This is a genomic window from Leucobacter massiliensis, assembly GCF_002982315.1.
Classification (GTDB): Bacteria; Actinomycetota; Actinomycetes; order Actinomycetales; family Microbacteriaceae; genus Leucobacter; species Leucobacter massiliensis.
This window is the reverse complement of record NZ_MWZD01000007.1, coordinates 12,436-36,049: the sequence shown is the minus strand read 5'-3', so window position 1 is coordinate 36,049 and position 23,614 is coordinate 12,436. Positions and strand designations below refer to the sequence as shown.

The following is a 23,614-nucleotide window of genomic DNA, read 5'->3' as shown; positions in this document are numbered from 1 at the left end:
AGGACGGGGGCGGGGGAGCCCTGGGGGACGTCCGCCCGATAGGGGGCGGGATCCGTGTCGCGCGCTCCGGGCTGCGCGGATGCACGGCTCGCGGCTGTCCCGGCACCCGGAGCGCTGCCGGGAGAGCCGAGGTTGTGGGGCACGCCCGCGAGCGGTCCGGCGCCCCCGCCCGGCGTGTGCGGCGACGGCACTCCGGCGGTGCTGTCGCGCCGCTCGGACGCTGCGCCGCCCTCGGCGGGCGGCTTCCACTCCCAGCCTTCGGGGGCGTATTCGCCGTACGCGGGGGCCGGGCGGCTCCGCGGGCCCTGCGGCTCGCCCTCGGACGATGGTCGATCCTGATCGCTCATCAGGCGCTCACCGACTTGCCGGCTGAGCCGAGCTGCTCCGCGGCGAGGGCGACCCGCTGGGCCATGCCGTTCTCGGCGATCTTGCCCCAGGCACGGGGATCGTACTGCTTCTTGTTGCCGACCTCGCCGTCGATCTTCAGCACGCCGTCGTAGTTCTTGAGCATGAAGTCGGCGACGGGGCGGGTGAAGGCGTACTGGGTGTCCGTGTCGATGTTCATCTTGATGACGCCGTTGCGGACCGCCTCGGCGATCTCCTCCGGGCTGGAGCCCGAGCCGCCGTGGAAGACGAGGTCGAGGGGCTTCTCGCCGGTGCCGTACTTCGCCTGCAGGCCGGACTGGATCTCGGCGAGCAATTCGGGGCGCAGCTTCACATTGCCGGGCTTGTAGACGCCGTGGACGTTGCCGAAGGTGAGCGCGGTGAGGTAGCGGCCCTGCTCGCCCAGGCCGAGCGCCTCGACGGTGGCGACGGCGTCTTCGAGCGTGGTGTAGAGCTGATCGTTGATCTCGTGGCTGACGCCGTCCTCCTCGCCGCCGACGACGCCGATCTCGACCTCGAGGATCACCCCGATCGCGGCGAGGCGCGGGAGCAGCTGCTTCGCGATGTCGAGGTTCTCCTCGAGCGGCACGGCCGAGCCGTCCCACATGTGCGACTGGAAGTAGGGCAGGCCGCCCTCGCGCACGCGCTCCTCGCTGGCGGCGAGCAGCGGGTAGACGAAGCTCTCCAGGGCGTCCTTCGGGCAGTGGTCGGTGTGCAGCGCGACGGTGACGTCGTAGGACTGGGCGACCTCTTCGGCGTACTTCGCGAAGGCGATGGCGCCGCGGGCGCGGTTCTTGACGGTGTGGCCGGAGAAGTAGTCGGCACCGCCGGTGCTGACCTGGATGATCCCGTCGGAGCCGGCCTCGGCGAAGCCCTGGATGGCCGCGTTGATGGTCTGCGAGCTCGACACGTTCACGGCGGGGAACGCGAAACCGCCGTTCTTGGCGGCGTCGAGCATGGCGGCGTACTGTTCCGGAGTGGCGACGGGCATGGGTGCTGATCTCCTAGCGTGTCGAAGGGTCGGCCTTGGCCGCTGTCCCGTTCCAGTCTAGGGCGTGCTGCTCAGCCCTGTGCGGGGAGCGCGCGCCCCCGGTCCCGCCCCTCTGCGCGGCGCGGTACCGGCAGTTCGCGAACGGGGGCGTCGTCCGGCATCTGCGGCGGCGGCGCGGGCACTAGGCTAGGCCCCATGACTGAACCTGTTTCGCTTGGTGAATGGCAGCCGGATCGCAACCTGGCGATGGAGCTGGTGCGCGCTACGGAGGCGGCGGCGATGCGCGCGACGCCGTGGATCGGTCGCGGTGACAAGAACGCGGCGGACGGCGCCGCGGTGGACGCCATGCGGCGCTTCCTCTCGACGGTGAACATGAACGGCACCGTGGTGATCGGCGAGGGCGAGAAGGATGACGCCCCCTGGCTCTACAACGGTGAGCAGGTCGGCAACGGGCAGGGCGCGGAGTGCGACGTGGCCGTGGACCCGATCGACGGCACGCGGCTGACCGCGGAGGGCCGCCCGGGTGCGCTCTCGGTCATCGCGGTCGCCGACCGGGGCAGCATGTACGATCCCTCCGCCGTGTTCTACATGGACAAGCTGGTGTGCGGACCCGCGGGCGTCGGCGTCGTGGACATCCGCCGTCCGATCGGGGAGAACATTCGCGCGCTCGCCCGCGCGAAGGACGTCGACGTGTCCGAGATCCGGGTGGCGGTGCTCGACCGTCCCCGGCACGAGCAGCTGATCGCAGAGATCCGCGAGGCGGGCGCGGGAACCCGGCTGCTCATGGACGGCGACGTGGCCGGCGGTGTGAACGCCGCCCGCTGGGACTCGCGCATCGACCTGTGCGTGGGGATCGGCGGCACCCCCGAGGGCATCATCACGGCGTGCGCGGTGAAGGCGCTCGGCGGCGTGATCCAGGGCCGCCTCTGGCCGAAGGACGACGAGGAGCGCCAGAAGGCGATCGACGCGGGCCACGACCTCGACCGGGTGCTGGAGGCGAACGATCTGGTCGCCAGCGACAACTGCTATTTCGTGGCGACGGGCATCACCTCCGCCGACTTCGTGGAGGGCGTGCAGCGCAACGGCCCGTTCGTGCGCGCGGAGAGCATCGTGATGCGGTCCCACTCCGGCACGATCCGGCACGTCATCAGCGACATGGATCCGAGCCGCTGGATGTGAGCGCGGCCCGCTGGGAGCCGGTGCTCGTGCGCTGAGGGGCCCCGGGGGAGCGCGACGCGGTGGGATCGGTTACGCTGTCCCCATGTCCGAGCTTCCGGTTCTCGATGTGGCTGAGCAGCGCGTGCTCGGCAGCCTCCTGGAGAAGGAGATCATGGTCCCCGGGTCCTACCCGATGACGGTCAATTCGCTTCGGCTGGCGTGCAATCAGACGTCGAGCCGTGAGCCGGTGGTGGACTACGACGAGGACGTGGTGTACCGGACGCTGCAGTCTCTGCGGGCGCAGGAGCTTGCGGCTCCGAGCTGGCAGGGTTCGGGGAGTCGCACGGTGAAGTACACGCAGACGCTCGCCAAGCGCGTCGAGCTCGCGGAGGACGAGCGGGCGCTCATCACCGTGCTGCTGCTGCGCGGCCCGCAGCCGGCGGGGGCGCTGAAGACGCAGAGCGAGCGCCTGCATCACTTCGAGGATCGCGCTGAGGTCGAGGCGTGCCTGGCGCGCATGGCGGCCGCGGAGCCGCCGCTGGTGCGCGAGCTGCCGCGGCAGAGCGGCCAGCGCGACGCCCGGTGGGTGCATCTGCTGGGCCCTGTCGAGCTGCCGGAGGCGACGCCCGCTGACGTCCCCGAGCCCGCGCTGGCGCTCTCCGTGGAGGTGCGCCCGGGGAGCGCGGGGGAGGTGGTGCTTCCCGCCGAGGTGGTCGAGCTGCTCGGGGACAGCGCCCGGCTCACCGTTTCGCCCCTCGGTGTGGTGTCGCTGACGCCCGGGGAGTGACCGGGCTCCGGTGGGGGCTCCGCCGACGGGGCTCCGCGTAACGAGCCGGCGCCATCTGTCCCGCCAGCTCGGTTGCGGCTGCGAGCGAGGGGTGCGGGAGCGGCGAGGGGTGCGGGAGCGGGGAGCCCGGCCCCGAGCAGCCTAGGCGGATTCGCGCGGTGCGGACCGCCTGCCCGCGTGCTCCTCGTCCTCGGCTCCGTCCTCGGGGAAGAGATCCGCGAAGAGGTCTCGCTGGCCGTCCGGCGTGTCGGGGCTTTCGGGCGTGGCGTCTTCGGAGGTGCCGCCTTCGGGGAACTCGCCCTCCGGGAGCGCGTCTTCGAGGGCGCCGCCGAGCGCGGTTGCCGGCGTGCCCTGGCCCGGCACGGCGTCGAGGGTCTCCACCGAGCGGAGCTGCCGTTCGACGGCGCGGGTGCGCACGCCTGCCTGGTGCACCGTGTTCTGCGCGGTCTGCAGCTGCTTCTCGAGCTTCTCCCATACCTGGCCGTACTTCTTGAACTCGGCCTTCGCCGCGCTGAGCACCTGCCACACCTCGGAGCTGCGCCGTTCGATGGCCAGCGTGCGGAAGCCCATCTGGAGGCTGTTGAGCAGCGACATTAGGGTGGTGGGGCCCGTGACGAGCACGCGCAACTCGTTCTGGAGCCTGCTCGTGAGTCCCGGCATGCGGATCACCTCCGCGAACAGCCCCTCGGTAGGGAGGTACATGATCGCGAAGTCCGTACTGCGCGGCGGAGCGATGTACTTCTCGGAGATGAGCTTCGCCTGCGTGAGGATGACCTTCTCCACGGTCTTGCCCGCCGCGTCGATGGCTTCCTTTTCTCCGCGCTCCTGTGCTTCGAGCAGCCGCTCGTAGTCCTCCTGCGGGAACTTCGAGTCGATGGGCAGGTAGACCGGCTGCTCGTCCTCGCCGCGCCCCGGCAGCTTCACCGCGAACTCCACGCTGTCGCGAGACCCCGGCCGGATGATCACGTTCTCCTCGTACTGCTCCCGGGTGAGCATGTCTTCGAGCTGCCGCGAGAGCTGCACCTCGCCCCAGCTGCCGCGGTTCTTCACATTGGTGAGCACCCGCTTCAGTCCACCGACGTCGGAGGCGAGCGTCTGCATCTCGCCGAGCCCCTTCTGCACCTGCTCGAGCCGGTCGCTGACGAGCTTGAACGACTCACCCAGGCGGCGCTCGAGCGTGCCCTGCAGCTTCTCGTCGACCGTCTCGCGCATCTTCTCGAGCTTCGCCTCGTTCCCCTGCCGCAGCCGCTCCAGCTCCTCGCGCAGGGTCCGCTGCAGCTCCGCCTGCTTCGCCACGTGCGTCTCGGTCAGCGCCTGCACGCGCTGGGCGTTCTCGTCCAGCGAGCCCTTCAGCGTCGCCTGCAGCTTCTCGCCGACCGTGATCCTCACCTGCTCCAGTTTCGAGTCGTTGGCCTCCCGCAGTTCCTCGAAACGGGCCTCGACCGCGCCGCGCAGGTCGTGCTGCGCCTGCAGCGAGGCCCGGGACCCGGAGAGGAGGCGGTCGTGCAGCGCGGCGCTGGACTGGGCGAGCTCGGAGCGCTGGGCGGAGAGGTCCTGCCGCAGCTCGCTCGCCACCGCGCGGATCTCAGAGCGCACCTCGGCGGCGGAGGCGGCTCCCGCGCCCGCTCTCCCGCCGGTGCGCAGCAGCACCACCAGCAGCACCGCCAGCAGCAGGAGCAGGTTGAGTACGAGCAGCACCGGGACGAGTACATCCATGAGCGTGACCTTTCTGGGGAGCGGAGCACCGCGCCGAGCGGCGTTCCGAGGGACGCTTCGAGCCTACGAACACCCACCGACATTCACGCGGCCCCGAGACCGCAGCGATCAGAGCTTGAGCGGGATCGCCTTGAGCTGCTGGATGCGCAGCCCCGTCTTCTTCGCGAGGGCCGAGACGTCGGCGGCCTCGTGACGGCGGGACGCATCGATGACGATCGCCGCGCACGCCTCCGCGTCGGCGAGGGCGTTGTGGTGCGCGAACTCGCGGAATCCCGCCGCCTCGGCGGCGAGTGGCAGCCGATGGGAGGGGATCTCGTAGGTCTTGCGGGAGAGCTGCACGCTGCACAGGTACTTCAACTTGGGGGTGGGCGTGATCGTCTCGGCGCAGGCGGCCCGGATGACGCCCATGTCGAAGCTCGCATTGTGCGCCACCGTGACGTCCGCGCCGATGAAGTCGCGCAACTCCTCCAGCTGCTCCTCCCACAGGCGCGCCTCCGCCGCCATCGCGGCGGTGATCCCGTGGATCTTCACGTTGAAGGGGAGGAACTCCGCGTGCCCCGCCGGCGGCCGGATCAGCCACTCCGCCCGCTCCACCACCGCGCCGTCCCGCACGCGCACGAGCCCCACCGCGCACGCCGATGAGGGGTGGCTGTTCGCGGTCTCGAAATCGATCGCGGTGAAGTCGACTGGCACGCAGACGATCTTGGCACACGCCCCCGACAAGGAGCCCGCGGGCGGCCGCACCCGGGTCGCGTAGACTGGTGGATCGTGGCTCTGACTATCGGCATCGTAGGACTCCCCAACGTGGGCAAGTCCACCCTCTTCAACGCGCTCACCCAGAACGACGCGCTCGCGGCGAACTACCCCTTCGCCACGATCGAGCCCAATGTGGGCGTGGTGAACCTGCCCGATCCGCGGCTCGACAAGCTCGCGGAGATCTTCGGCAGCGAGCGGATCCTGCCCGCCCCGGTCAGCTTCGTCGACATCGCGGGCATCGTCCGCGGCGCGAGCGAGGGCGAGGGCCTCGGCAATCAGTTCCTCGCGAACATCCGCGAGGCCGATGCGATCGCGCAGGTGGTGCGCGGCTTCAGCGACCCCGATGTGGTGCACGTCGACGGCGACGTGAACCCGGCCAGCGACATGGAGACCATCAACACCGAGCTGATCCTCGCCGATCTGCAGACCCTCGAGAAGGCGCTCGTGCGCTACGAGAAGGAGCTGAAGTCGAAGAAGATCGACGCCTCCGTCGTCGAGACGGCGCGGGCGGCCGCGGCCGCGTTGAACGACGGCAAGCTGCTCTCGCTCGCGGGGATCGACCTGGAGCCGATCCGCGAGCTCGGGCTGCTCACGGCAAAGCCGTTCCTCTACGTGTTCAACGTGGACGAGGGGGTGCTGCAGGATCCCGCGAAGCTCGAGGAGCTCGCTGCGCTCGTCGCACCGGCGAAGGCGATCTTCCTCGACGCGAAGCTGGAGAGCGAGCTCGCGGAGCTCGACGCCGAGGACGCCGCGGAGCTGCTCGCCTCGATCGGCCAGGAGGAGAGCGGCCTCGACCAGCTCGCCCGCATCGGCTTCGACACGCTCGGCCTGCAGACCTACCTCACCGCGGGGCCGAAGGAGGCCCGGGCCTGGACCATCAAGAAGGGCGCGACCGCACCGCAGGCCGCCGGAGCGATCCACACCGACTTCGAGAAGGGCTTCATCAAGGGCGAGATCATCTCCTTCGACGATCTCGTCGAGGCGGGATCCGTCGCCGAGGCCCGCGCGAAGGGCAAGGCCCGCATGGAGGGCAAGGACTACGTGATGCAAGACGGCGACGTCTGCGAGTGGAGATTTAACGTATAGATCCGCGTGATTATGTGGATTATTGAGGGTTGTAAAAGCGCTTGTAAGCCGGATTTGATGCCGTTAGTTGTAAAACAAGCTGTAATTCTCCGCCTCTGATATTCACTACTGAGGGGCAGGCACTACCCTCATTCCTTTCGTTCAAACACAAAACCCCTTGGAGCTATCTCTGGCACCAAGGGGTTTTGTTGTTCTATCTGTCAGCTCTCCCGTTCGGGAATGTGTATCTTCTCCACTCCCACCAAAAGCTCAACAACTGAAACACCAAGTTCAGCCGCAATCCTAGGCAAGCGATCAGCAGCCAAAGAAACAGTGCCCTGCTCAATGCGCCTGAGCATCTCACGCGACATCATCGCCTTCTTTGAAAAAGCCAGTTGGCTGTATCCACGCTCTTCACGCAGCGACCGAATACGCTCGCCAAGAACCGCCCTGAACTCGCTCATCATCGTCCTCTCTGGCTCAGGCATGTGATTCTTCGCGATGGACATGGGAATACTGTCCCACATCAAGATCGAAGAATCCTTTTTCAAAACACTACTGCCTAACGCGTTAGGCAGTAGTGTTTTGTCGTCGGTTTCTCCGGGATCACCTCTTGGATCCGCTGTAAGATCCTTGGTGTTGCGCTCGTCAAGATTGGAAGAGAAGCGAAACCACTACTCGTTTAGAAAGGCTGTGGATGCTATTGGCTTTCATTGACGAGCTATTCGGTGGTATTTCTCCGGGATGGATGAACTTCCTCTCACTACTTGGATTAACGGCAACCCTTGCGGGGCTTTTCTTTACTTGGAGGGAAGCGACGAATGCAGCGACTAAGGCGCAAGACGCTGAGGACGCAGCTCGCTCTCTTCGAGAAGCCGTCGAAAACGCGACCCTTCGAATTGCAAGACAAGACCTAATCGGCTCCATGGCGCAAGCGCGACAGCTGATTACTCAGCTCGATACAGCTCAGCAAAGCAAAAGTACTGAGTTTGTAGTGCAGACCCTTGTGCAGCTCGGTGATCATTTCTCGCAGCTTCAAGCGCTAATCACGCAAGATTCCACAAATCTGGTGCCGGATGAATTTGCGGATCAATTGAAGCGCTCCCAAGCCTCGGTTCTCTCTACGAAAGCGAAACTGGCTAGATCTCCGAGTCCTGACATCCCCAAGTTGATGGGGAATACTTTGAAGCACCTTGCGCAGCTTCGCGTCGATTTTTATCAAATTGAAACCAGTTCAAAATACGCAACCGATTCCCAGGAGGGATAGAACCAATGTCTTTTTTTGACGATTACGAGTGGAAGACCATTTTGGAGCTGCTGAGTGGTGCTACCTCTGCCGGGAAGCTCCAATGGGAGAAAGGTCCCAAAACGGACGAAGGTGAATTCACAACAAACTTGGTCGGCGAATCGTCCTACGTCATTAAATCTAGGGATGGCGACGGCGAGTTTCCTTACGTTTTGATGGTGCTGAATAGTAAAGGAACACTTCTCGATTCTTTCGAAGCTGTGCCTTATGACCCAGACCATTTCGAATATCAGGAGGAAGTGAATTCAAAATCGTTGGAGGAGCTCTATACGGGAATCCGGCGTCAGATTTCGGGGGCTGCTGCTGCTTTTGACTCCATCACTACCTCGCTTTCCGCTCTGCAACCCGACCCGAAGCCTTTCTGAGGCGTAGCGGAATTGTTGGCTGCCACCTCGAACCCCTGACTGCTTGACATGAAGCGTCAGGGGTTCGTCTGCTTTCACAGCTTCCACGCTCTCCCATCAAGGCGTTCTAGATCATGCCCCCGTAGTCCTGCAAAGTGAAGATTCGTGAATCCTGCACGCTCTGCGGCTTCTGCAACACGGTTCATAATTGCTTCGCTCTGCACGACATAGACCACAGCGGAGTAGGCGATTTTGTCAGCTGCATATGCTCTAAACACTCCCGCAAGTTCTTCTTTGCTCTTATGGCTGAGTTCTACTTCAACAGCGATGCTGACCGGTTTGGAACTCCTGCGACCCTTCTCGAAGTCGATCACGAAATCAGGGCGGTGGGTTCGTTTCCCGTTTCTCACGATCCACAACGCTGGGAACTCTTCAAACAAGCGACTCCACCCCAGACCGCTCTCTAACGCACTTTTAGCGGCGCTGAGGTATCTGCGTAGGCTAATCTCCTGTTCGGTCGCCTGATGGGCATTGAGTGCTTGTTGCAGTGCTCTCTCTATGAAGGTTTCACTATGAATCTGCGTGAGTGCGATTTCGTCGGGAATCTCTGAGCCGGTGATTTTTGCAAGCTTGCCCCAGGTGAAGGTATCTATACCTCTGACGAGTTGTTGCACCACTTGCCCGATTGCCAAGGTGTGCGCGACATTCACTAGATTGGGTTCGCGTGAGCTTGTGCCTTCAAGATCGTGGATATCAAAGCTTGCCTTTGCTTCTTTCAATCCCTTGCCGGTGAGCATCCACAATGTCTTTCCTGGCACCTCTTTTGTTGCTTTTACATACCCGAATTCTTGAAGCCCTAAGAGCCTCTTACGCGCGCTTTTTACATTGAGTAGTGCAGCGATCTGAGCAGCAGAAGCAAACCTCACGAGTGCGAGATATCCCATGAGTGTGAGATCAATTTCTGTGATCTCTGCTCTTCGGTAGATGGGTCGAGGGTGCTTTTTCAACCCTGGAATCTGCTCACCTGCACGCACTCTCTTGCGTTGCTCAGCGATACGTTTGCGATCTTCTGCACCGCTTTTCCATGCTTCGGTAGGTGTTTCCTCTTCTTCGAAGAAGTCAATTGTTGAGTGTTCGTTTGTCATGGTGTTCCTCCTGTTTCGTGTTTTCGATGACAGAAGGAATATCGACAAGGTGGGAACGGTGAGGGGTTCGCCGGCTCCCACGCTTATGCGGCTGTTCCTAGGGAATGTTCTTAGGATCAGAGCTGGAACTTTAGTGTTGAGCTACGGCTTCGAGAACCCCCGAAAGGGCAACGGCAAAAACTAAGCGAACCTGACAAGCAGAACTCACTAAGAATGCCACCCCAAACCCGCTAACTTTTGCTCACTCAAAAGTATCCGCCAGCCGCATAAAAGAGAGGTCTGCGCCCATCTACATTCCCGCACCCAACCACAGATATGCGCCCACTTCGTCGCCGCACCCACAGCCAGACATGAGCGCGCACTTCATGGTTATGCGCCCACCTTTGCAAAAGGTTTTGGAATTGCGAAAGCTTCACCATGCCACGGGGCAGCAGGTGAAAACGAATGCTCTGTGAGTTTCATTATTTGCAGTGAAGCAAATAACTGCCCTCACTACGAAACAGCAGCACAAAGAAAGTTCATTCGCTCCGCGAAAAGTTGAAGCCCGGTGCCCCAAGGTTTTTCTTTTTTCGTTTGCTTGCTCGCTCGATATTTAGAGAAGCACATAGGAGGGCAGACACATGCAGCAATTCAATTCAGATGTGAGCTTTGATCACGAAAATCACGCGCTCACAATCCTGAGAGATACGCGCCCATCTGACACCCTCACAAGCTTCAAACCAGATGCACGGAGCATCGCAGTTCTCATACTCCCAACGCACTCGCTTGAAGCAGGCAAACGCTACACAATCACGAACTGGCAGAGCTTCCTCGAAAGCAAACCCAGCAAGCAACCACTTAGGCACAGAAGTGAGTGGGAGTTGATATTTAGCGAACTACCACTAACAAGAATCACAGCCGAACTCATGGAGGTATGAAATGGCAATTTTACGAACAGCGGAACGAAACTACTACGCAGGGGAGACAATCGACGACCCAAGCGATCCACACATTTATCTTGTAGATCGCGATGTCATGGAAGGTGAAGTGATCACCTACACACCATGTCCAAATTGCAGCGGGGGCAGAAGCTATAACCGTGGAGACCTTGGAAAAGGGCAAAGTAAAAACACGGGCAGGTGGTAATCGTGGATCGCCTCTACGAGCAGCAATATGGACTGTTTCGCACATTCAGCAAAAAGCGCGGTGAAGAGAAGATCTACCAAGATCCGATCACTGGGGAATGGATACGCGAACCACTTGCAAAACCTCAGCCAGTGGATGCTGACGAATATCGAGGCTCATATCTTGATATTCAAAACGAGCCAAACGAGTAGCGGTTTCGGGGTTGCCTAAGTTAGGGGCTTTCAGCCAGCAACACGCGCAAGTAAATGAATCAAGCGAATGAGAAACAAGCGGCTCACGCAAACACAAGTAGATAGCAGAGAAGCCAACCTGAAATTAGCCAACAGGTTCTAAGGGAGTCGTATCCCGTAGAGGTTGAGCAAATCAGCTATCGAGTTCAACAACTTAACAAAGATTTCGAGTAAGAAACCAGCATACGATGACCGCCCGGCATCTACACATGTAGATGCTTTTGCCAAAGGCTCAAACACTGAAAGTGTTGATTGAGGGAACCGGTGGATGCTTACCCTCTCGACCTACCTGCGGGTATTGGGTTCCGAACCTTTCCCAATGCATACGATTCGCGGTAGAGGCTTTCACAAGAGCGTGAAGGCAAGGGCGGGGCTTGGCTTTGACCAAGGGAGCAACAGGCGGGGGTTGCACAAAAGGTTCCCTCAAACAGCGGTATAGATCTTTGGGGTCAAAGAGCTATTTATGCCCTCTTCCACTCTCAGAGCATGACTTGATTGAATCCTTCACCCTCTCTTGGTGAAGGATTTTCGCATTTGTGAAAGCAAGAACCCCCACACCTCAATGAAGAGATGCAGGGGTTCTATGTGAAGCTAAAAGCTATGCGCTCTTCGTGAAGCGACGCGCAAGAATCAGCCCAGCACCCAGAGCAGCAACACCAGCCGCCGAGAGTCCAAGCACAAGGCTGTTGGATCCGCCTGTAAGTGCAAGCTCATCCTTGGTTGCGTTTGCGTTCGGCGCAGAAGTTCCAACGGTCGCCACGTCAGTTCCGTCATTGGTGTTGGTTCCGGTGTTCGTGTTTCCACCATTGCCGGAATTCTCGTTGCCTCCGGTGTTGCCGTTGCCGTTCTCGCCACCGGTGTTGCCGTTGCCGTTCTCGCCACCGGTGTTGCCCGAGTCAAGGCGGAGCGTGATTGTCTCAGAGCGCGGGGTATCGTTTCCATCCTGCGTAGTGCAGAACATGAAGATTGAGACCTCGTTCGTGCCTGCATCAATCTTGAAAGTGTAAGTTCCAGCATCAACGATTTCGTTGGTTCCCATGCTGCCGTTCGCCCAAGTCGCATCGAAGTAGCAGGACTTGATCGAATCCCATGAAGTGCCAGGAACAGACACCCCAGATACAACAACGCGCGATGGGTCTCCAAGAAGCTCAGCGTTGAACTCAGGTGCGTTGAGTGCAGCAGGTGTTTCCTCGCCGCCCTCCTCCGTTGCCTCTTCTTCATCTGACTCACCCGCAGGCAGGGGAGCCTCTGGGGCTTCTTCTTCGTTATTTGCTTCATCAGCAGGTTCGGTCTCCACAACCGGCTCTACTGCAACAGGCAGATCCTCAGTCAGCTCATCCTCTGCTGGGGCTTCCTCTGCGTCGGCATCAATCGCTGCGAAAGCATCTTCTACATCAGGCATCACAACGGTGAGCGCTACAGGTTCAGCGTCTTCGGTGGCGAATGCTGCACCGCCGCCAAGAACGATCATGGGTGCCGCTGCAACTAACGCAACGCTTGCAAGCGCGAGCTTCTTCTTACTGGGCATGGTGCCTCCTGGGTTGTTTGCAAAGTCGTAGCGCATCAGGGCGCGCCAACTTCAAACTTACTGCCTAACGCGTTAGGCAACAACCCGAATTATGCGATGTCAAGAAGTCTCCACTTGCTGGCACCCGCCAATGGCATCGCGTATCAGTGCCACAAAGTCGCAATTCGACCCATTGTTGATATTAAAAGTGTCAGAAAGAAATTTGACCCATTTCGGATACTTTTGCTTTTCGAATTGGTAGAACACAAATGTAGGAGATTTTCCTATGAAACGAAAGGAAATAGACAATGAGAACACTTAAACAAATTAAGAGAGAAGCAAGAGCAATAGCAACTGGTGCAGCGAGTGGCATCACCTGTAAAGAAAAACAGAGCCTTCAAGGCTTTTGGATTGCTGACCGCTTAAATTCTCATCTTGATGGCTATCAAATCCAATTTAAGTTGCCATATGAAAAGGAAGGTTCTGGATGGTGGTTTGCAAACTGCCCGATTTATCTAACTCGCGAGGAATTCGAACTTTACCAAAACTCAGATACAAGCGATTGGAAATAGGGAGAACACGATGAAGAAGAAAACACTGGTAATAGCAGCACTGACCGCAGCTCTTGCATTAGGTGGAAGCACCGCAGCTTATGCAGCCACATCACAAGGTTGGTTCAATGGCTCACCGATTTGCCATACCGACCAAGTAAGCAAAGCGATTCATCTCACTGGTAAGCAAACTGCTGACGGTGGTAGCGAGGTTCGAATCACTTTCAGAGACGGCTCCTCATGTCTCACCACAAGTAAAGGCACCACGATCACAGCAGCACACAAAGCAGCAGGAGGATAAGAAATGACAATGATTGATGAGCGTCTAGCAAAAGTAGGGCTTTTATATGAAGCAAATGCACTCTTTGAGTTTGAAGAGATCGGGGCAGTTGAGACCGAGTTCGCGCCCATGCCGCTTAACGAGTTCGCTGAAATCGTTATGCAAGAAGAACCGATGAGCATTAGGGAGTGTTTGCAAAAGCACTATCTAGATCACGACACAACCGGAGAGGTCTTTGTGAGACCCGAGATGTGGGGGCTGATCTCTTTCATATGCAACCCAACAGAGAGCATGTATCTGTGCGATCACGAGCTTGTGAATTGGGACTTCCTTGACAGCTTGGAACGCTTTGGGATCTTGCAATCCTTGGGTGAAACTGCCTGGGGGGTCATGGACCAAAGATCTGTATTCTCACCACATGCCATCTTCATGTTCTTTGACCGTGGTGAGGGCGAGGAGGAGCCAGAGATTTTAGTTTGGGAGGTGTTGTAGTTATGAAAATTGGCTACATACGGGTGAGCACGGTGAAGCAGGCGACTCAGGGCACCAGCCTTGAAACACAAGAAGAAGCACTCAAAGCGGCAGGGTGTGAGCGTCTCTACATTGATCGCGGAAAGTCTGGCGCTTCGGTGGATCGTCCTGAACTCACAAGAATGCGTTCTTCACTTCGAGAAGGAGATGAAGTCGTTGTTTCAAAGCTGGATCGCTTTGGTAGAAACCTTCGGGACACTCTCGCGTTGATAGATGAATTCACACAGGCAGGTGTTGGCTTTTCTTCTCTTGCTGAGGGGATCAAAACTGACAACAGCCCAACGGGGAAACTCATGCTGAATGTCTTTGCAAGCTTTGCAGAGTTTGAGAGAGATCGTATTGCGGAGAGAACCGCTGAGGGAATTGAGAAAGCCAAGCAAGCTGGGAAGAAGTTTGGGAGACCGGAGGCTGACCACACTGAACAAATTCAGAAGCTGAGTGAGATTGAATTCAAGTATCCGCGAATGACGGTAAGCGAGAAGGCAAAGCAACTTGATGTGAGCGTTGCAACCTATCATCGCATTAGGAGAGCGAGGGAGGCTCTTGCACTCACTCCATGAGATTCAGCCCACTAACCACAGAACCTCCTGAGAGAAGCGATTACAGCAACTCTCAGGGGGTTCTTTCGTATGCATTCCTAGTGCGCTTTGTCGTAAGCCTCAATGACATCAAACGGCAGACGGCCACGATCAGAAACTTCCATCCCTTGCTCTTGTGCCCACTCTCGGATCGCCGCTACTCGCTCAGCAGCAGCGCGACGGGTTGCAGGGTCATTGGCAGGCTTTGGTGCGCTTACAGGGGCTTTTGCGACTTTTGCGGCTCTTGCGACCCGAATGTAAGGAGCAAGGGCATCAGCAAATTTCTGCCGGTTCTCCTCGCCGAGTTCCATTTCGTAATCTTTGCCTTCAAAGGAGAACGCAATCGTTGTCGCACCTTCTTCGCCGGTGAAATCGTCCCTAAAAATCGTAATATCTTCGCGCGCCATTTCCTGCTCCTAAAAATTTTTTGAAGGGCTTCTGTACATGAGTATTACGACAAATCTACCGCGACACGCCGTAATTTAAAAGATTATATAAAATTCTTTTGAAAATCTATTTTCTAGACCACAAAAGGGATTCAGGGGTAATTTATTTATATAATATACCACAAATGCCCAAAGAATGCACATTTGTGGCTTTACTTTATCTTTCTGAAATGCTAGATTATTAATCGTAGCACAAAGAGCTACTTAATGCGAAAGGTAAAGATTATGAAAGAAATTATTTCCAAAGAAGCGGTTGAGCTTGGTTTAAATAAGGCTATTGAGGGTAATCCTCTGAATTATAGTGTTCTCGGGTTTGAAATGATTTCATTTCTCGAAGGGGAGTATTCAGACCTCACGATACTGGATCAATTCTTGAAGATTGATGAAATGGCGCAATCCTTTGCGGCTCATATCCCGGATATTGCGAACCCAGAATTCCGTAAGATCTGCCGCGGATTTTCTCAGCAGGAAATCGCGTGCGAACTATTCCTAAGGGTCCTCAGTTCAGAAGTTGAGCTAAACGCTAAGCGCTTTGATATGCAAGCAGTGCTCGCAGAGCTATATCAAGTTAGCGGAGTTCTCTTGGCATTCTCGGGTGATGTAATTCTGGCGTATGAAGCCGATGAGCTTGAACAGCTTGATGTTGATCCTGAGTTTCACGAGTTTGGAACATTGGTCGGACCTCACAGCATTGCCCCAGCCTTGCAGCTCTTGCCGACAAAGAGTCTTGGCTTGAAGACGCGTGCCCATGCTCAAATCCTCGCCCATCTCTCGTATGAGCTGCTGATCCTGCTGCACGGAGTCGGTGAAAGGAAACTCTGGGATTGCTTCAACGACTGGGTGCTCTGCATGAAAGAGGGCACAACCTCACCGCTGAACTTCGAAAGCGCTTTGGATATCGACCGTTGGAATCGAGCAGCCCTCATAGAAGTAGCAAACGCAATCTCCGTCAGGGAAGAACACAACCAACTATTCCGGGATGTGCTGATCTTCAAGATGCTATGCGACGGATATGGCATTCGCGCAACGCTTGACGAAGAAGAACTCACGAATCGCTACATGGAGGCTTTCTCCCCAGAGGCAAAGCCTTGCACTTACTGGACTCCCAGCTACTTCCTCCCACTGCTCCGCGCCAACACCACCACTAACTAAGAAAGAAGATAAATAATGAACATCGGATATGAAACAAGAAGAAAAGTAATCGCAAACTCAATTGAAGAGATGCGCCCTCGAATGATCGAATACGTCAATGGGCACTTCATCTCGATGGCAAGCGAGGTTGCAGCCCAAGCGCCAGTGATTTTTGAACAAAAGAACAAGTTTGTCGCGCATCACAAGCGCACCTTCTATGAGAGAAAGCACTATGTGAAATTCAGGATGAATGGTGTCTATCAATTTGCCTCGGACTGTTCTAACACCCAGCTCACAATCTGGGCGCAAGAGATCCTCTCTACCTACCTGACTGATGAGAAATTCTCGGAACTCTCGCACGCTGCACTCGCGCTATTTGACGGAAGCGAAATCACCCCAGAGGTTTTGGAACCCTTCGGGAACCTCAACATCATGATTGACGGTCAGCCAATGGCGATCACCGTTGGCAAACAAGGTTCAACGGGAATCACCACCCGCACCCCAGGGGAAGAGAACGCCCTCAACTGGATTCATTTCAGAATGCTCTGTGATGCGGAAGAGTTGCTAGAAAACCCTGACTTGATCACAAGCCACGAAGCGGACTTCATCAAGGGGCTTGTTGCGAGAATCCGCGAGAGAGAACTTACTGCAAGGAATGTCGATGAAATGACGCTCTCGACAGAGACCCCAGACGGGATCCACTCGATTGAAACAGTGAGTTCGTCAGAATACCTCTTCGTGAGTGAGCAATTCACGGAAGAAACAGTCATAAACTACATTGCCATGGCACGATCCGCACTCACGCAGATCTAACCCCGCAACGCACAGGAGCGATTTTGACAGCTAACCAGCTTCAATCACCACCCACTACACAAAAATAGCCATTTTGGAAGAAACCTTCTGAAATGGCTATTTTTGTGCCCGAAAACGCCCCGTAGCTCCGTCGCTATTCAGGGTGCTCCACAGGATCGAATTTCCGCCTTCTTGGCTGCGCTGAAAATCAGTATTCAAAACCCTCTTTTGCTACCCGTGAATCTTGGAGAGCATGAGCGTAGCGCGAGTAAGTGAAGCTGATGTTTGAGTGCCCTGCTTGCTCCGCAATTTCTGGAAGTGGAATGTTTGCCCTAGAAGCAATCCAACAGCTAATCGCGTAGTGGCGATATGCGTGCATAGTCCAGCCTTTGCGCTGACCCTCAATGTTCATTCTGTGGGCGGGTGCAGAGTCCAAATGTTCTCCCACATAGTCAAGCAACGGGTTAATGAATCGCTTCGCCCAATTGCTAGCACTCTGATAGCTGCCGGAACCCTCAGGAACGGCTAGACGGTGCTTCCAACCTGCCTCAGCTTGAACATTGGGTTCCCCGGTTTTTGTCTTCCTCGCTGGGTTGCGTGTGGGGAACAGTAGAGAGTCTTGAAAAGCCCTGAGCTGAGCTTGTTTGTTTGTTAAGGATTGAACTGGCTCGCTTTGCCAGATCGATCGCATTCGAAGCCACAGCAAATAGTTCAGGGGTGGAAATCCTGCCTCCCAACAGCTCCGTGCCATCTTCGGTGTCATGCTCCAAAGTGAGCCTTTCTCTGCATACTCTGGAAGAACGCGCCGGAGCTGATTCCTCGTTGTATCGCGCGAACCACCGATGGGCGGCAGAAGTGCAGGGAGCCTTACGGTTCGGGGTTTGCGGTTCTTGGGTCTCGTAATCCAAATCTTCCCTTTGCTTGCCTGCGTCGCCTGTTCCTCAACCTGAACAGTGCCGTGGTAGCCAAGCCACATGAGATCGTTCTCATTCGCTCCAAGTGCTCCAACGACCATTTGCAGATCTTCTTTGGTGAAGAAATGGCGTGGTCGTAAGGCAAGCAATTCTCCTTGTCTTAACCCGCCACCAGCGGCAAGTGCGAGGGCAAGAGCTACGCGACTCCACAACTCCGCTCCTTCGAGCCTGTCAGCCTCTCTGCGGCGCTCAATTGCTTCTTCGCTGTATTGCCTCGGTGTGCCTCTGAAATGGCGTTCTACAAGATGCTGGGGGAGTCCATCGCTGAACTTGCCAGGTGTGTCTTTGAACTGTTCATGGCTGCCCTCTTGGTAGTTGGGAGCTTCAAAAGGAGTGGTTGCTTTTCTTGGGTCAGCTTGCAGAGTCGAAGCCGCGCACAAGATTGAAGCATTCACCAGATCGGCAGGGGCGATATCGCCACGATCAACTGCAACATCTCGTTCTGCTGCCTTGGTGCCTTCCAGTTTTACAGCTTTTGCAAGTAGTTCAACATCAACCATGATGAAACCCTGATGAGGTGTGAGAGACCCTCTAATGAGTGAGCGAACCTTTTTGCGACCTTCTCGGTTGAGATGGGAAACACTCACCGATTCGATAAGTTCCGGCGAAAGTTGCGAAACCCTTTTCTCGCCCAGTTGTTTCAAAAAGGTCTGAACCACATAGCTGTAATTGTCGTAAGTTCGAGGTGCCCACCTCTCGCGATTTCCTTCAAGGAACTGCGACACTGCAACATTCCAGGTTGGAGCCTGTGCTCCCTTGCGAAGATGTGGGGGCAAGTAGTCTTCTAAAACTTGTTTTGCTTTGAGTCTTGCGGAGGCTTCTGTCTTGCCTCCGCTTGTGCTTCTCTTCTTGCCGTCGTCATCGACCCAATTAACAACCCAATAGGGGCGCTTTTCGTCTCGGGGAGCGTTGAGCGTTGCTCTGCCGCCTTCTACTGCGATACTCTCGCGATGCGTGCGATTGGTTGCCATGAGGGTTCTCGCTTCAAGCTAAGTTGTAAATCCAAGCTTGTAAAGCCTATCAAGATGATCTAAATTCCGCGTGATTTCAACGATTTACACATGGAGGAAAGTCCTGAAACCGAGTGGCGATTCAACGTCTGATCCGGGAGTAACGAAGTAAATCAAATAGCCCCGGAATTGGTTGCGACGCGCGAAGGCCGGCGTGGCGCTCCGGTTGCGGCTTCGCAAGCATCGCCGACCGAAGGATCGCTACTCAGAAGCCCGCGCGTTCTGCACCGTTCGCAAGCCCCAGGGGCGGTCAGCTGCGGCTGACAGTGGCTCCGAGTGCGCGTTTGATCTGCTCGATGGTCGGGAGCGCGGTGTGCAACGGATCTGGGAGCGCTTCGACAAGTTGGTATTCGGCGACGCCGAGCGGCTGCGTGGTGTCGCGGAGCGCGTACTCGGCGACCGCTTCGTTCTTCGTCTTGCACAGCGGCAGGCCGATGGTCGGTTCGTCGGCCTCGTGCCGCAGCAACTCGTCAACGGTGGTCATGTAGACGAGATGCTCGGGTCCCACGGCAATCGTCCAACAGACTGTTGGACGATTGCGTCCTCGTCCCAGGCCCGGCGAAGGCCCGCATGCACATGAGGTTCGCGCGAAAGAAGCCGCCGAGATCGGGGGAAGGCCTGCCGCAGCCCGCGCGAGAGCCGCTTGACGACTCTCGCGCCCCATCCATCTGCGAACAGGTATTCTTGCGGCATGAGCACGACGGCGCAGCAGGCTTCTGCTCCGCGGCCACCGGGCCGGGGAGAGACGCTCGACGTGGTTGTGGCTCGCGCCGGTGATCTTCGCAGAGCGCTCGCCCCACTGGGGGCGCGGAGCATTTCTGTGTTCGGCAGTGTTGCGCGGCGCTCGGAGCGGCCTGACAGTGACGTCGACCTCCTCGTCGATCTCGAAGCGGATGTCGGGCTGTTCGCTCTGCTTCGCATGCAAGGCATCGCTCAGGAGATCCTCGGGATGTCCGTCGACCTGGTTCCTCGAGCCGATGTGAAGGCCGATATCGCGAAGAGCATCGCCAAGGACGAGATCAGACTATGAGCCGCAATGACCGGGATCGTCTGCAAGATGTTCTGATCGCGTGTTCGGCGATCGAGAACCATCTCGCCCGTGCGGCGGCAGATGAGGACCTGGTGTTCGACGCGATTCGGATCCGATTGGTCGAGATCGGCGAGGCGGTCAAAGGCCTCAGCGCCGAGAATCTTGTGAACGAGGCCGGCGTCCCTTGGAGTGACATCACTCGGATGCGAGACTTCCTGACTCACCGATACTTCGACACCGCGCACTCGATCGTGTTCGCGACCGCACGAAACGACATTCCGATGCTTGCCGCAGCGGCCGAAAGGCTCCTCGCTCGGTTTGAGTGAATTGGTGCAACGATGACGTAGCAGATACAGCTCTCGGTTCCGTGGCGTCGCCTCGTCGTCGCGGGTGATGCGGCCGATCTGCTGCACGATGCGGCCCGTGAACGAAACGGGCACGGCGAGTAAAAGCATGTTCAGGGGCCGGAGCTCGGTGCTCTTGCCGGCGACTGACCGGACTGACGGTGCTCGCGGCCGACAAGGACTTCGGGTTGATCGCCGAGTTCACCGGGCAGCCGGTGGAGACGCTCGCGCTCGCAGGCCACCTCGCGGGCTCAGCCCGGACAGCGGTCGCTCCCGCCGGCACCGCCGCCGGCAGGCCCCGCCGGGCCGTCCGGGTCGTCAGCGGGGCGGGGATGTCAGGCGGGCGGCATGAGGCGGAGCTGGAGCTGGGCGAGGAGGCGGGAATCGGGGTCGTCGAGACGGATCCCGCTGATCTCCTGAATGCGGTTCAGGCGGTACCGCAGGCTGTTCGGGTGGTAGTTCAGGGCGGCGGCCGTCGCCGTGACATTGCCGAAAGCCGCCAGGTATTCGTCGAGTGTGCGCGTCAGATCCGAGCCGTGCTCCGCGTCGTGGGCCCGCAGGCGGTCGACGGGCGTCGCGACCGGCGGCTGCGCCCCGCGCAGCAGCCGGTGGATGTGGTGCAGCGCGGCGCCCTCCGCCACCTCGTCCAGTCGTGCCGCTCCGCTGCGGCCCTCCCAGCGCAGCGCGGCGAAGGCCGCCGCCGCCGACTCCGCGGAAGCGGCGAGCGTGTGCAGCGACGGCGCCGCCTCGCCGACGCCGATGACGAGCGGCATCTCGCGCGAACCCGGGCCGTCGCCCAGCGACTGCGCCATCGACCACAGTCCCGTCCCGGCCGCGTCGATATCCCTGAAGCCCGAGAGCACCGCCGTCACCTCACCGGCATCCGCGATCGTCGACACCCGGCAGCCGTAGTGCCCGGCCAGCGCGCCCAGCCGCTCGGCGAGGCGCGTGCGAGCCCCCGCGAGGCGCGTACCGTCCGCAAGGCCGATGCGCAGCACCCCCGCCGCCGCATCCGCGGTGAGTCCGGCCCGGGAGGCCGCCTCCGCCGGCGGCACCTCCCCGCTCAGCAGCTCGTGCACCGCCGCCGTCGCGTCGTGCAGCCTGCCGGCCCGCAGCGCGGAGGCGTAGAGCAGGTGCGGCACGGCGAGGTTCGCCGAGTCGCGGAGCGCCGCGCTCGCCTCCTCCACGTCCCCGCGCAGATCCGCGACCCAGATCGAGCCGATCATCTCGCCTGCCGCGCGGACCGCGATGACGAGGCGCTCCGGCTCGCCCTCGCCCGCGGGCCGGTGCACCACCTCGGTGGTGGAGGACAGCCACTGCAGGAACCCGGAGCGGAGCAGCTCGCGCACCCGCTCCGGCGGGACGCGCCGCCGGAGGATCGCCTCCCGTCTGCGCGCATCCACGTCGCCGCCGGTCGAGGAGTAGGCGAGCACCTGCGAGTCGAGATCCTCGATCGTCACCGACCCCCGCACCCGGGCCGCGATCAGCTCGGCGACCGCGTCGAGATCGCCCAGCTCGATCCCGGTCTCGGGGGCCTCCAGCTGGGTGCGCGCCCCGCGCAGCGCCATGCGGAACGCCGCCGCCGTGTCGGACCACGACACCCAGGGCGCGCGCAGATAGACGCCGGGACCCCCGTCCGGCGCACCCGCGAGACTGCTTTCCGCCCCCGCGACACCCCTCGGGTCGCCTACGCCGACGACGAGCGCGGCAACGCCCGCCTCGTCCGCCGCGGAGCGCAGCGCGGCGAAGGCGTCCGCGCGCGCATCCACCCCGACCGCGAGCAGGATGTCCCCGGCCGCGAGCTCGGGTTCCAGCGGATCGAGGATCGTCACCCGGCCCACCGGGACGTCCTCCCGGGAGTCCGGGGTGAGCCGCCGCGCGATCCCCCCGCCGACGACGCGGAGCACGTCGAGCAGCAGCGGCGATCCGGGGTCGTCGTGGGACGGTGGCATGGGCCTCCTCAGCTCGGAACGGTCTGCGTGCGGGACTCCCGCTCCGCGTTCTCCGGCGTGCGCCGCCGGGTGAACCACCACGTGAGCCCCCACAGCAAGACTCCCACGCCGAGCAGGACGAGCGCCACGAGATACTGCTCCGCCGCCCTCCCCGAGAAGGGGAGCACGAACCAGGTGCAGAGCACCGCGCCGAGCCCGGCGGCCCAGCTCGGCGCGACGAAGTGCTTGCCCGCAACCCGGTCGCGGCGCAGCACGAGCACCGCGATGTTCACGAGCCCGAAGACGGCGAGCAGCAGCAGCGCCGTCGTGCCGCCCAGCGTGGAGACCGAGTCGGCGTCGAGCGCGCCCACGACGGTCGTCAGGCCGACGCCGAGTGCGGTGGTGAGGATCACCGCGGCGTAGGGGGAGCGGCGGCGTGGTGAGACCCGGCCCAGGAAGCGGGGCAGCACGCCCTGCCGGGACATGCCGTAGACGAGGCGGCTCGCCATGAGCATGTTGATGAGCGCCGAGTTCGCGACGGCGAACATCGAGATCCAGGGGAGGATCTGGGCGAAGGGCAGCCCGGGGGCCGCCGCCTCGACGACCTGCACCAGCGGCGGCACCTCGCCGTTCGCGAGGCTCCCGACCGGCACCAGGGCGACGGCGCAGAACGACACGAGCACGTAGATGCCGCCAGTGATCCCGAGCCCGATGAGCATGATCTTCGGGAAGATGCGCACCGGGTCCTTCGTCTCCTCGGCCATGTTCACCGAGTCCTCGAAGCCGACCATCGCGAAGAACGCGAGCGAGGTCGCCGCCGACACGGCCAGGAAGGCGTTCTTGCCGTCCGCGGTCTCGAACATGACCACCTGCTCCAGGTGGTCGGCCCGCCCGCCGAGGATCGCGTAGAGCCCGAGCACGATGACGAGCAGCAGGCCGGAGACCTCGACCAGGGTGAGGACGACGTTGATGCGGACGCTCTCGCCCACGCCGCGCAGGTTCACCGCCGCGAGCAGCAGCATGAAGGCGACCGCGATGACGGTGATGAGCGCGGTGGCCGAGTCCATGCCGAAGGCCGCCGTGAAGTTCAGGGCGAAGGCGCGCGAGGCCGTCGCGGCCGAGGTGATGCCGGAGCTCATCACCGCGAAGGCCACCATGAAGGTGAGGAAGTGCAGGCCGAAGGCGCGGTGCGTGTAGAGGGCGGCGCCCGCCGCGAGCGGGTACTTCGTGACCAGCTCCAGGTAGGAGAACGCGGTGAGCAGGGCGACCGCGAAGGCGATGAGGAACGGCAGCCAGGCCGCGCCGCCCACCTCCGCGGCGACCGAGCCGGTGAGCGCATAGACGCCGGTGCCGAGGATGTCTCCGACGATGAACAGGAGCAGGAGCTTGGGTCCGAGCACCCGTTTGAGGGGCCGGGCGGGCTCGCCTCCGGCGACGACGGGGAACGAACTGGTCATGGGGACTCTCCTTCGAGTGGGGGGCGGGGGCTCGCGCCTCCCGCG

General features: G+C 59.9%; 25 protein-coding genes and 1 pseudogene. 14 read left to right on the top strand and 12 right to left on the bottom strand.

The features are described 5' to 3' along the window. Positions 1-347 (bottom strand): annotated as a pseudogene (locus tag B4915_RS14755) (hypothetical protein); the annotation flags it as partial. Further along, complete coding sequence (gene fbaA, locus B4915_RS00260) at positions 347-1,375, bottom strand: class II fructose-bisphosphate aldolase (RefSeq protein ID WP_105803888.1); 1,029 nt, start codon at positions 1,373-1,375, stop codon at positions 347-349. The pseudogene B4915_RS14755 and the gene fbaA, both read right to left, overlap by 1 nt. Before the next feature lie 195 nt (positions 1,376-1,570). Between fbaA and glpX the strand changes: the two genes are divergently transcribed. Both glpX and B4915_RS00250 read left to right on the top strand, forming a co-directional pair. Then, positions 1,571-2,554: a class II fructose-bisphosphatase gene (gene glpX / locus B4915_RS00255; RefSeq protein WP_105803887.1), complete on the top strand. Its 984-nt coding sequence runs from the start codon at positions 1,571-1,573 to the stop codon at positions 2,552-2,554. A gap of 82 nt (positions 2,555-2,636) precedes the next feature. Further along, positions 2,637-3,320 (top strand): YceH family protein, encoded by a 684-nt coding sequence (locus B4915_RS00250; RefSeq protein ID WP_105803886.1) that lies wholly within the window; start codon positions 2,637-2,639, stop codon positions 3,318-3,320. Positions 3,321-3,461: 141 nt separating this feature from the next. Here the strand turns inward: B4915_RS00250 and B4915_RS00245 are convergent, their stop codons facing one another. Together B4915_RS00245 and B4915_RS00240 are read right to left on the bottom strand one after the other, a co-directional pair. Further along, positions 3,462-5,036, bottom strand: a complete 1,575-nt coding sequence (locus B4915_RS00245; RefSeq protein WP_105803885.1) for a DNA recombination protein RmuC — start codon at positions 5,034-5,036, stop codon at positions 3,462-3,464. A 108-nt stretch (positions 5,037-5,144) separates the two neighbouring features. Beyond that, positions 5,145-5,729: an exonuclease domain-containing protein gene (locus B4915_RS00240; RefSeq protein ID WP_105803884.1), complete on the bottom strand. Its 585-nt coding sequence runs from the start codon at positions 5,727-5,729 to the stop codon at positions 5,145-5,147. A 75-nt stretch (positions 5,730-5,804) separates the two neighbouring features. Between B4915_RS00240 and ychF the strand changes: the two genes are divergently transcribed. Then, positions 5,805-6,878, top strand: coding sequence for a redox-regulated ATPase YchF (ychF, locus tag B4915_RS00235; protein ID WP_105803883.1), 1,074 nt, complete (start codon positions 5,805-5,807; stop codon positions 6,876-6,878). Between the two features lie 200 nt (positions 6,879-7,078). Here ychF and B4915_RS00230 read toward each other — a convergent pair whose 3' ends face one another. Next, entirely contained in the window at positions 7,079-7,366 is a 288-nt protein-coding gene (locus B4915_RS00230; protein WP_181158404.1) for a helix-turn-helix domain-containing protein, read from the bottom strand. A gap of 194 nt (positions 7,367-7,560) precedes the next feature. Here B4915_RS00230 and B4915_RS14295 point away from each other — a divergent pair, with 194 nt between their 5' ends. Together B4915_RS14295 and B4915_RS14290 are read left to right on the top strand one after the other, a co-directional pair. Then, on the top strand, positions 7,561-8,124 hold the full coding sequence (locus tag B4915_RS14295; RefSeq protein ID WP_146119975.1) for a hypothetical protein: 564 nt from the start codon (positions 7,561-7,563) through the stop codon (positions 8,122-8,124). 5 nt (positions 8,125-8,129) lie between these two features. Beyond that, positions 8,130-8,528, top strand: coding sequence for a hypothetical protein (locus B4915_RS14290; RefSeq protein ID WP_146119974.1), 399 nt, complete (start codon positions 8,130-8,132; stop codon positions 8,526-8,528). A 74-nt stretch (positions 8,529-8,602) separates the two neighbouring features. On the opposite strand, the gene B4915_RS14285 is transcribed toward B4915_RS14290, so the two are convergent. Then, positions 8,603-9,652 carry a replication-relaxation family protein gene (locus B4915_RS14285; RefSeq protein WP_146119973.1) on the bottom strand — a complete coding sequence of 350 codons (1,050 nt, stop codon included), beginning with the start codon at positions 9,650-9,652 and terminating at the stop codon, positions 8,603-8,605. A gap of 1,127 nt (positions 9,653-10,779) precedes the next feature. Between B4915_RS14285 and B4915_RS14280 the strand changes: the two genes are divergently transcribed. Beyond that, the gene (locus B4915_RS14280) at positions 10,780-10,968 is read left to right on the top strand and encodes a hypothetical protein (RefSeq protein WP_146119972.1); all 189 of its coding nucleotides are present in this window, start codon (positions 10,780-10,782) and stop codon (positions 10,966-10,968) included. Positions 10,969-11,605: 637 nt separating this feature from the next. Here the strand turns inward: B4915_RS14280 and B4915_RS14275 are convergent. After that, a complete protein-coding gene (locus B4915_RS14275) occupies positions 11,606-12,535 on the bottom strand; it encodes a hypothetical protein (RefSeq protein WP_146119971.1) in 930 nt (309 codons plus the stop codon). A 287-nt stretch (positions 12,536-12,822) separates the two neighbouring features. Here B4915_RS14275 and B4915_RS14270 point away from each other — a divergent pair, with 287 nt between their 5' ends. Genes B4915_RS14270 through B4915_RS00220 form a run of 4 tightly spaced genes read left to right on the top strand, consistent with a single transcriptional unit; the run spans position 12,823 to position 14,436 of the window. After that, positions 12,823-13,086: a hypothetical protein gene (locus tag B4915_RS14270; protein WP_146119970.1), complete on the top strand. Its 264-nt coding sequence runs from the start codon at positions 12,823-12,825 to the stop codon at positions 13,084-13,086. Between the two features lie 10 nt (positions 13,087-13,096). Continuing rightward, positions 13,097-13,366: a hypothetical protein gene (locus tag B4915_RS14265; RefSeq protein ID WP_146119969.1), complete on the top strand. Its 270-nt coding sequence runs from the start codon at positions 13,097-13,099 to the stop codon at positions 13,364-13,366. Positions 13,367-13,369: 3 nt separating this feature from the next. After that, positions 13,370-13,837, top strand: a complete 468-nt coding sequence (locus tag B4915_RS00225; RefSeq protein WP_105803881.1) for a hypothetical protein — start codon at positions 13,370-13,372, stop codon at positions 13,835-13,837. Positions 13,838-13,839: 2 nt separating this feature from the next. Next, complete coding sequence (locus B4915_RS00220; RefSeq protein ID WP_105803880.1) at positions 13,840-14,436, top strand: recombinase family protein; 597 nt, start codon at positions 13,840-13,842, stop codon at positions 14,434-14,436. A 77-nt stretch (positions 14,437-14,513) separates the two neighbouring features. Here B4915_RS00220 and B4915_RS00215 read toward each other — a convergent pair whose 3' ends face one another. Beyond that, positions 14,514-14,861, bottom strand: a complete 348-nt coding sequence (locus tag B4915_RS00215; protein ID WP_105803879.1) for a histone-like nucleoid-structuring protein Lsr2 — start codon at positions 14,859-14,861, stop codon at positions 14,514-14,516. Positions 14,862-15,125: 264 nt separating this feature from the next. Between B4915_RS00215 and B4915_RS14260 the strand changes: the two genes are divergently transcribed. Beyond that, positions 15,126-16,052, top strand: coding sequence for a hypothetical protein (locus tag B4915_RS14260; protein WP_146119968.1), 927 nt, complete (start codon positions 15,126-15,128; stop codon positions 16,050-16,052). 15 nt (positions 16,053-16,067) lie between these two features. Further along, positions 16,068-16,844 carry a hypothetical protein gene (locus B4915_RS00210; RefSeq protein WP_146119967.1) on the top strand — a complete coding sequence of 259 codons (777 nt, stop codon included), beginning with the start codon at positions 16,068-16,070 and terminating at the stop codon, positions 16,842-16,844. A gap of 187 nt (positions 16,845-17,031) precedes the next feature. Here the strand turns inward: B4915_RS00210 and B4915_RS14255 are convergent, their stop codons facing one another. Continuing rightward, positions 17,032-18,768 (bottom strand): hypothetical protein, encoded by a 1,737-nt coding sequence (locus B4915_RS14255; protein WP_146119966.1) that lies wholly within the window; start codon positions 18,766-18,768, stop codon positions 17,032-17,034. 289 nt (positions 18,769-19,057) lie between these two features. Next, positions 19,058-19,315: a PDDEXK nuclease domain-containing protein gene (locus B4915_RS14750; RefSeq protein WP_219845062.1), complete on the bottom strand. Its 258-nt coding sequence runs from the start codon at positions 19,313-19,315 to the stop codon at positions 19,058-19,060. 183 nt (positions 19,316-19,498) lie between these two features. On the opposite strand from B4915_RS14750, the gene B4915_RS00200 reads away from it, so the two are divergent. Beyond that, positions 19,499-19,837, top strand: coding sequence for a nucleotidyltransferase family protein (locus B4915_RS00200; RefSeq protein ID WP_105803877.1), 339 nt, complete (start codon positions 19,499-19,501; stop codon positions 19,835-19,837). Continuing rightward, on the top strand, positions 19,834-20,163 hold the full coding sequence (locus B4915_RS00195; RefSeq protein ID WP_105803876.1) for a HepT-like ribonuclease domain-containing protein: 330 nt from the start codon (positions 19,834-19,836) through the stop codon (positions 20,161-20,163). Before B4915_RS00200 ends, B4915_RS00195 begins: the two co-directional genes overlap by 4 nt. Positions 20,164-20,516: 353 nt before the next feature. Here B4915_RS00195 and B4915_RS14580 read toward each other — a convergent pair whose 3' ends face one another. Both B4915_RS14580 and B4915_RS00180 read right to left on the bottom strand, forming a co-directional pair. Then, entirely contained in the window at positions 20,517-22,133 is a 1,617-nt protein-coding gene (locus B4915_RS14580; protein WP_181158401.1) for a PucR family transcriptional regulator, read from the bottom strand. Positions 22,134-22,141: 8 nt separating this feature from the next. After that, positions 22,142-23,569 carry an APC family permease gene (locus tag B4915_RS00180; RefSeq protein ID WP_105803875.1) on the bottom strand — a complete coding sequence of 476 codons (1,428 nt, stop codon included), beginning with the start codon at positions 23,567-23,569 and terminating at the stop codon, positions 22,142-22,144. Positions 23,570-23,614: the final 45 nt, after the last annotated feature.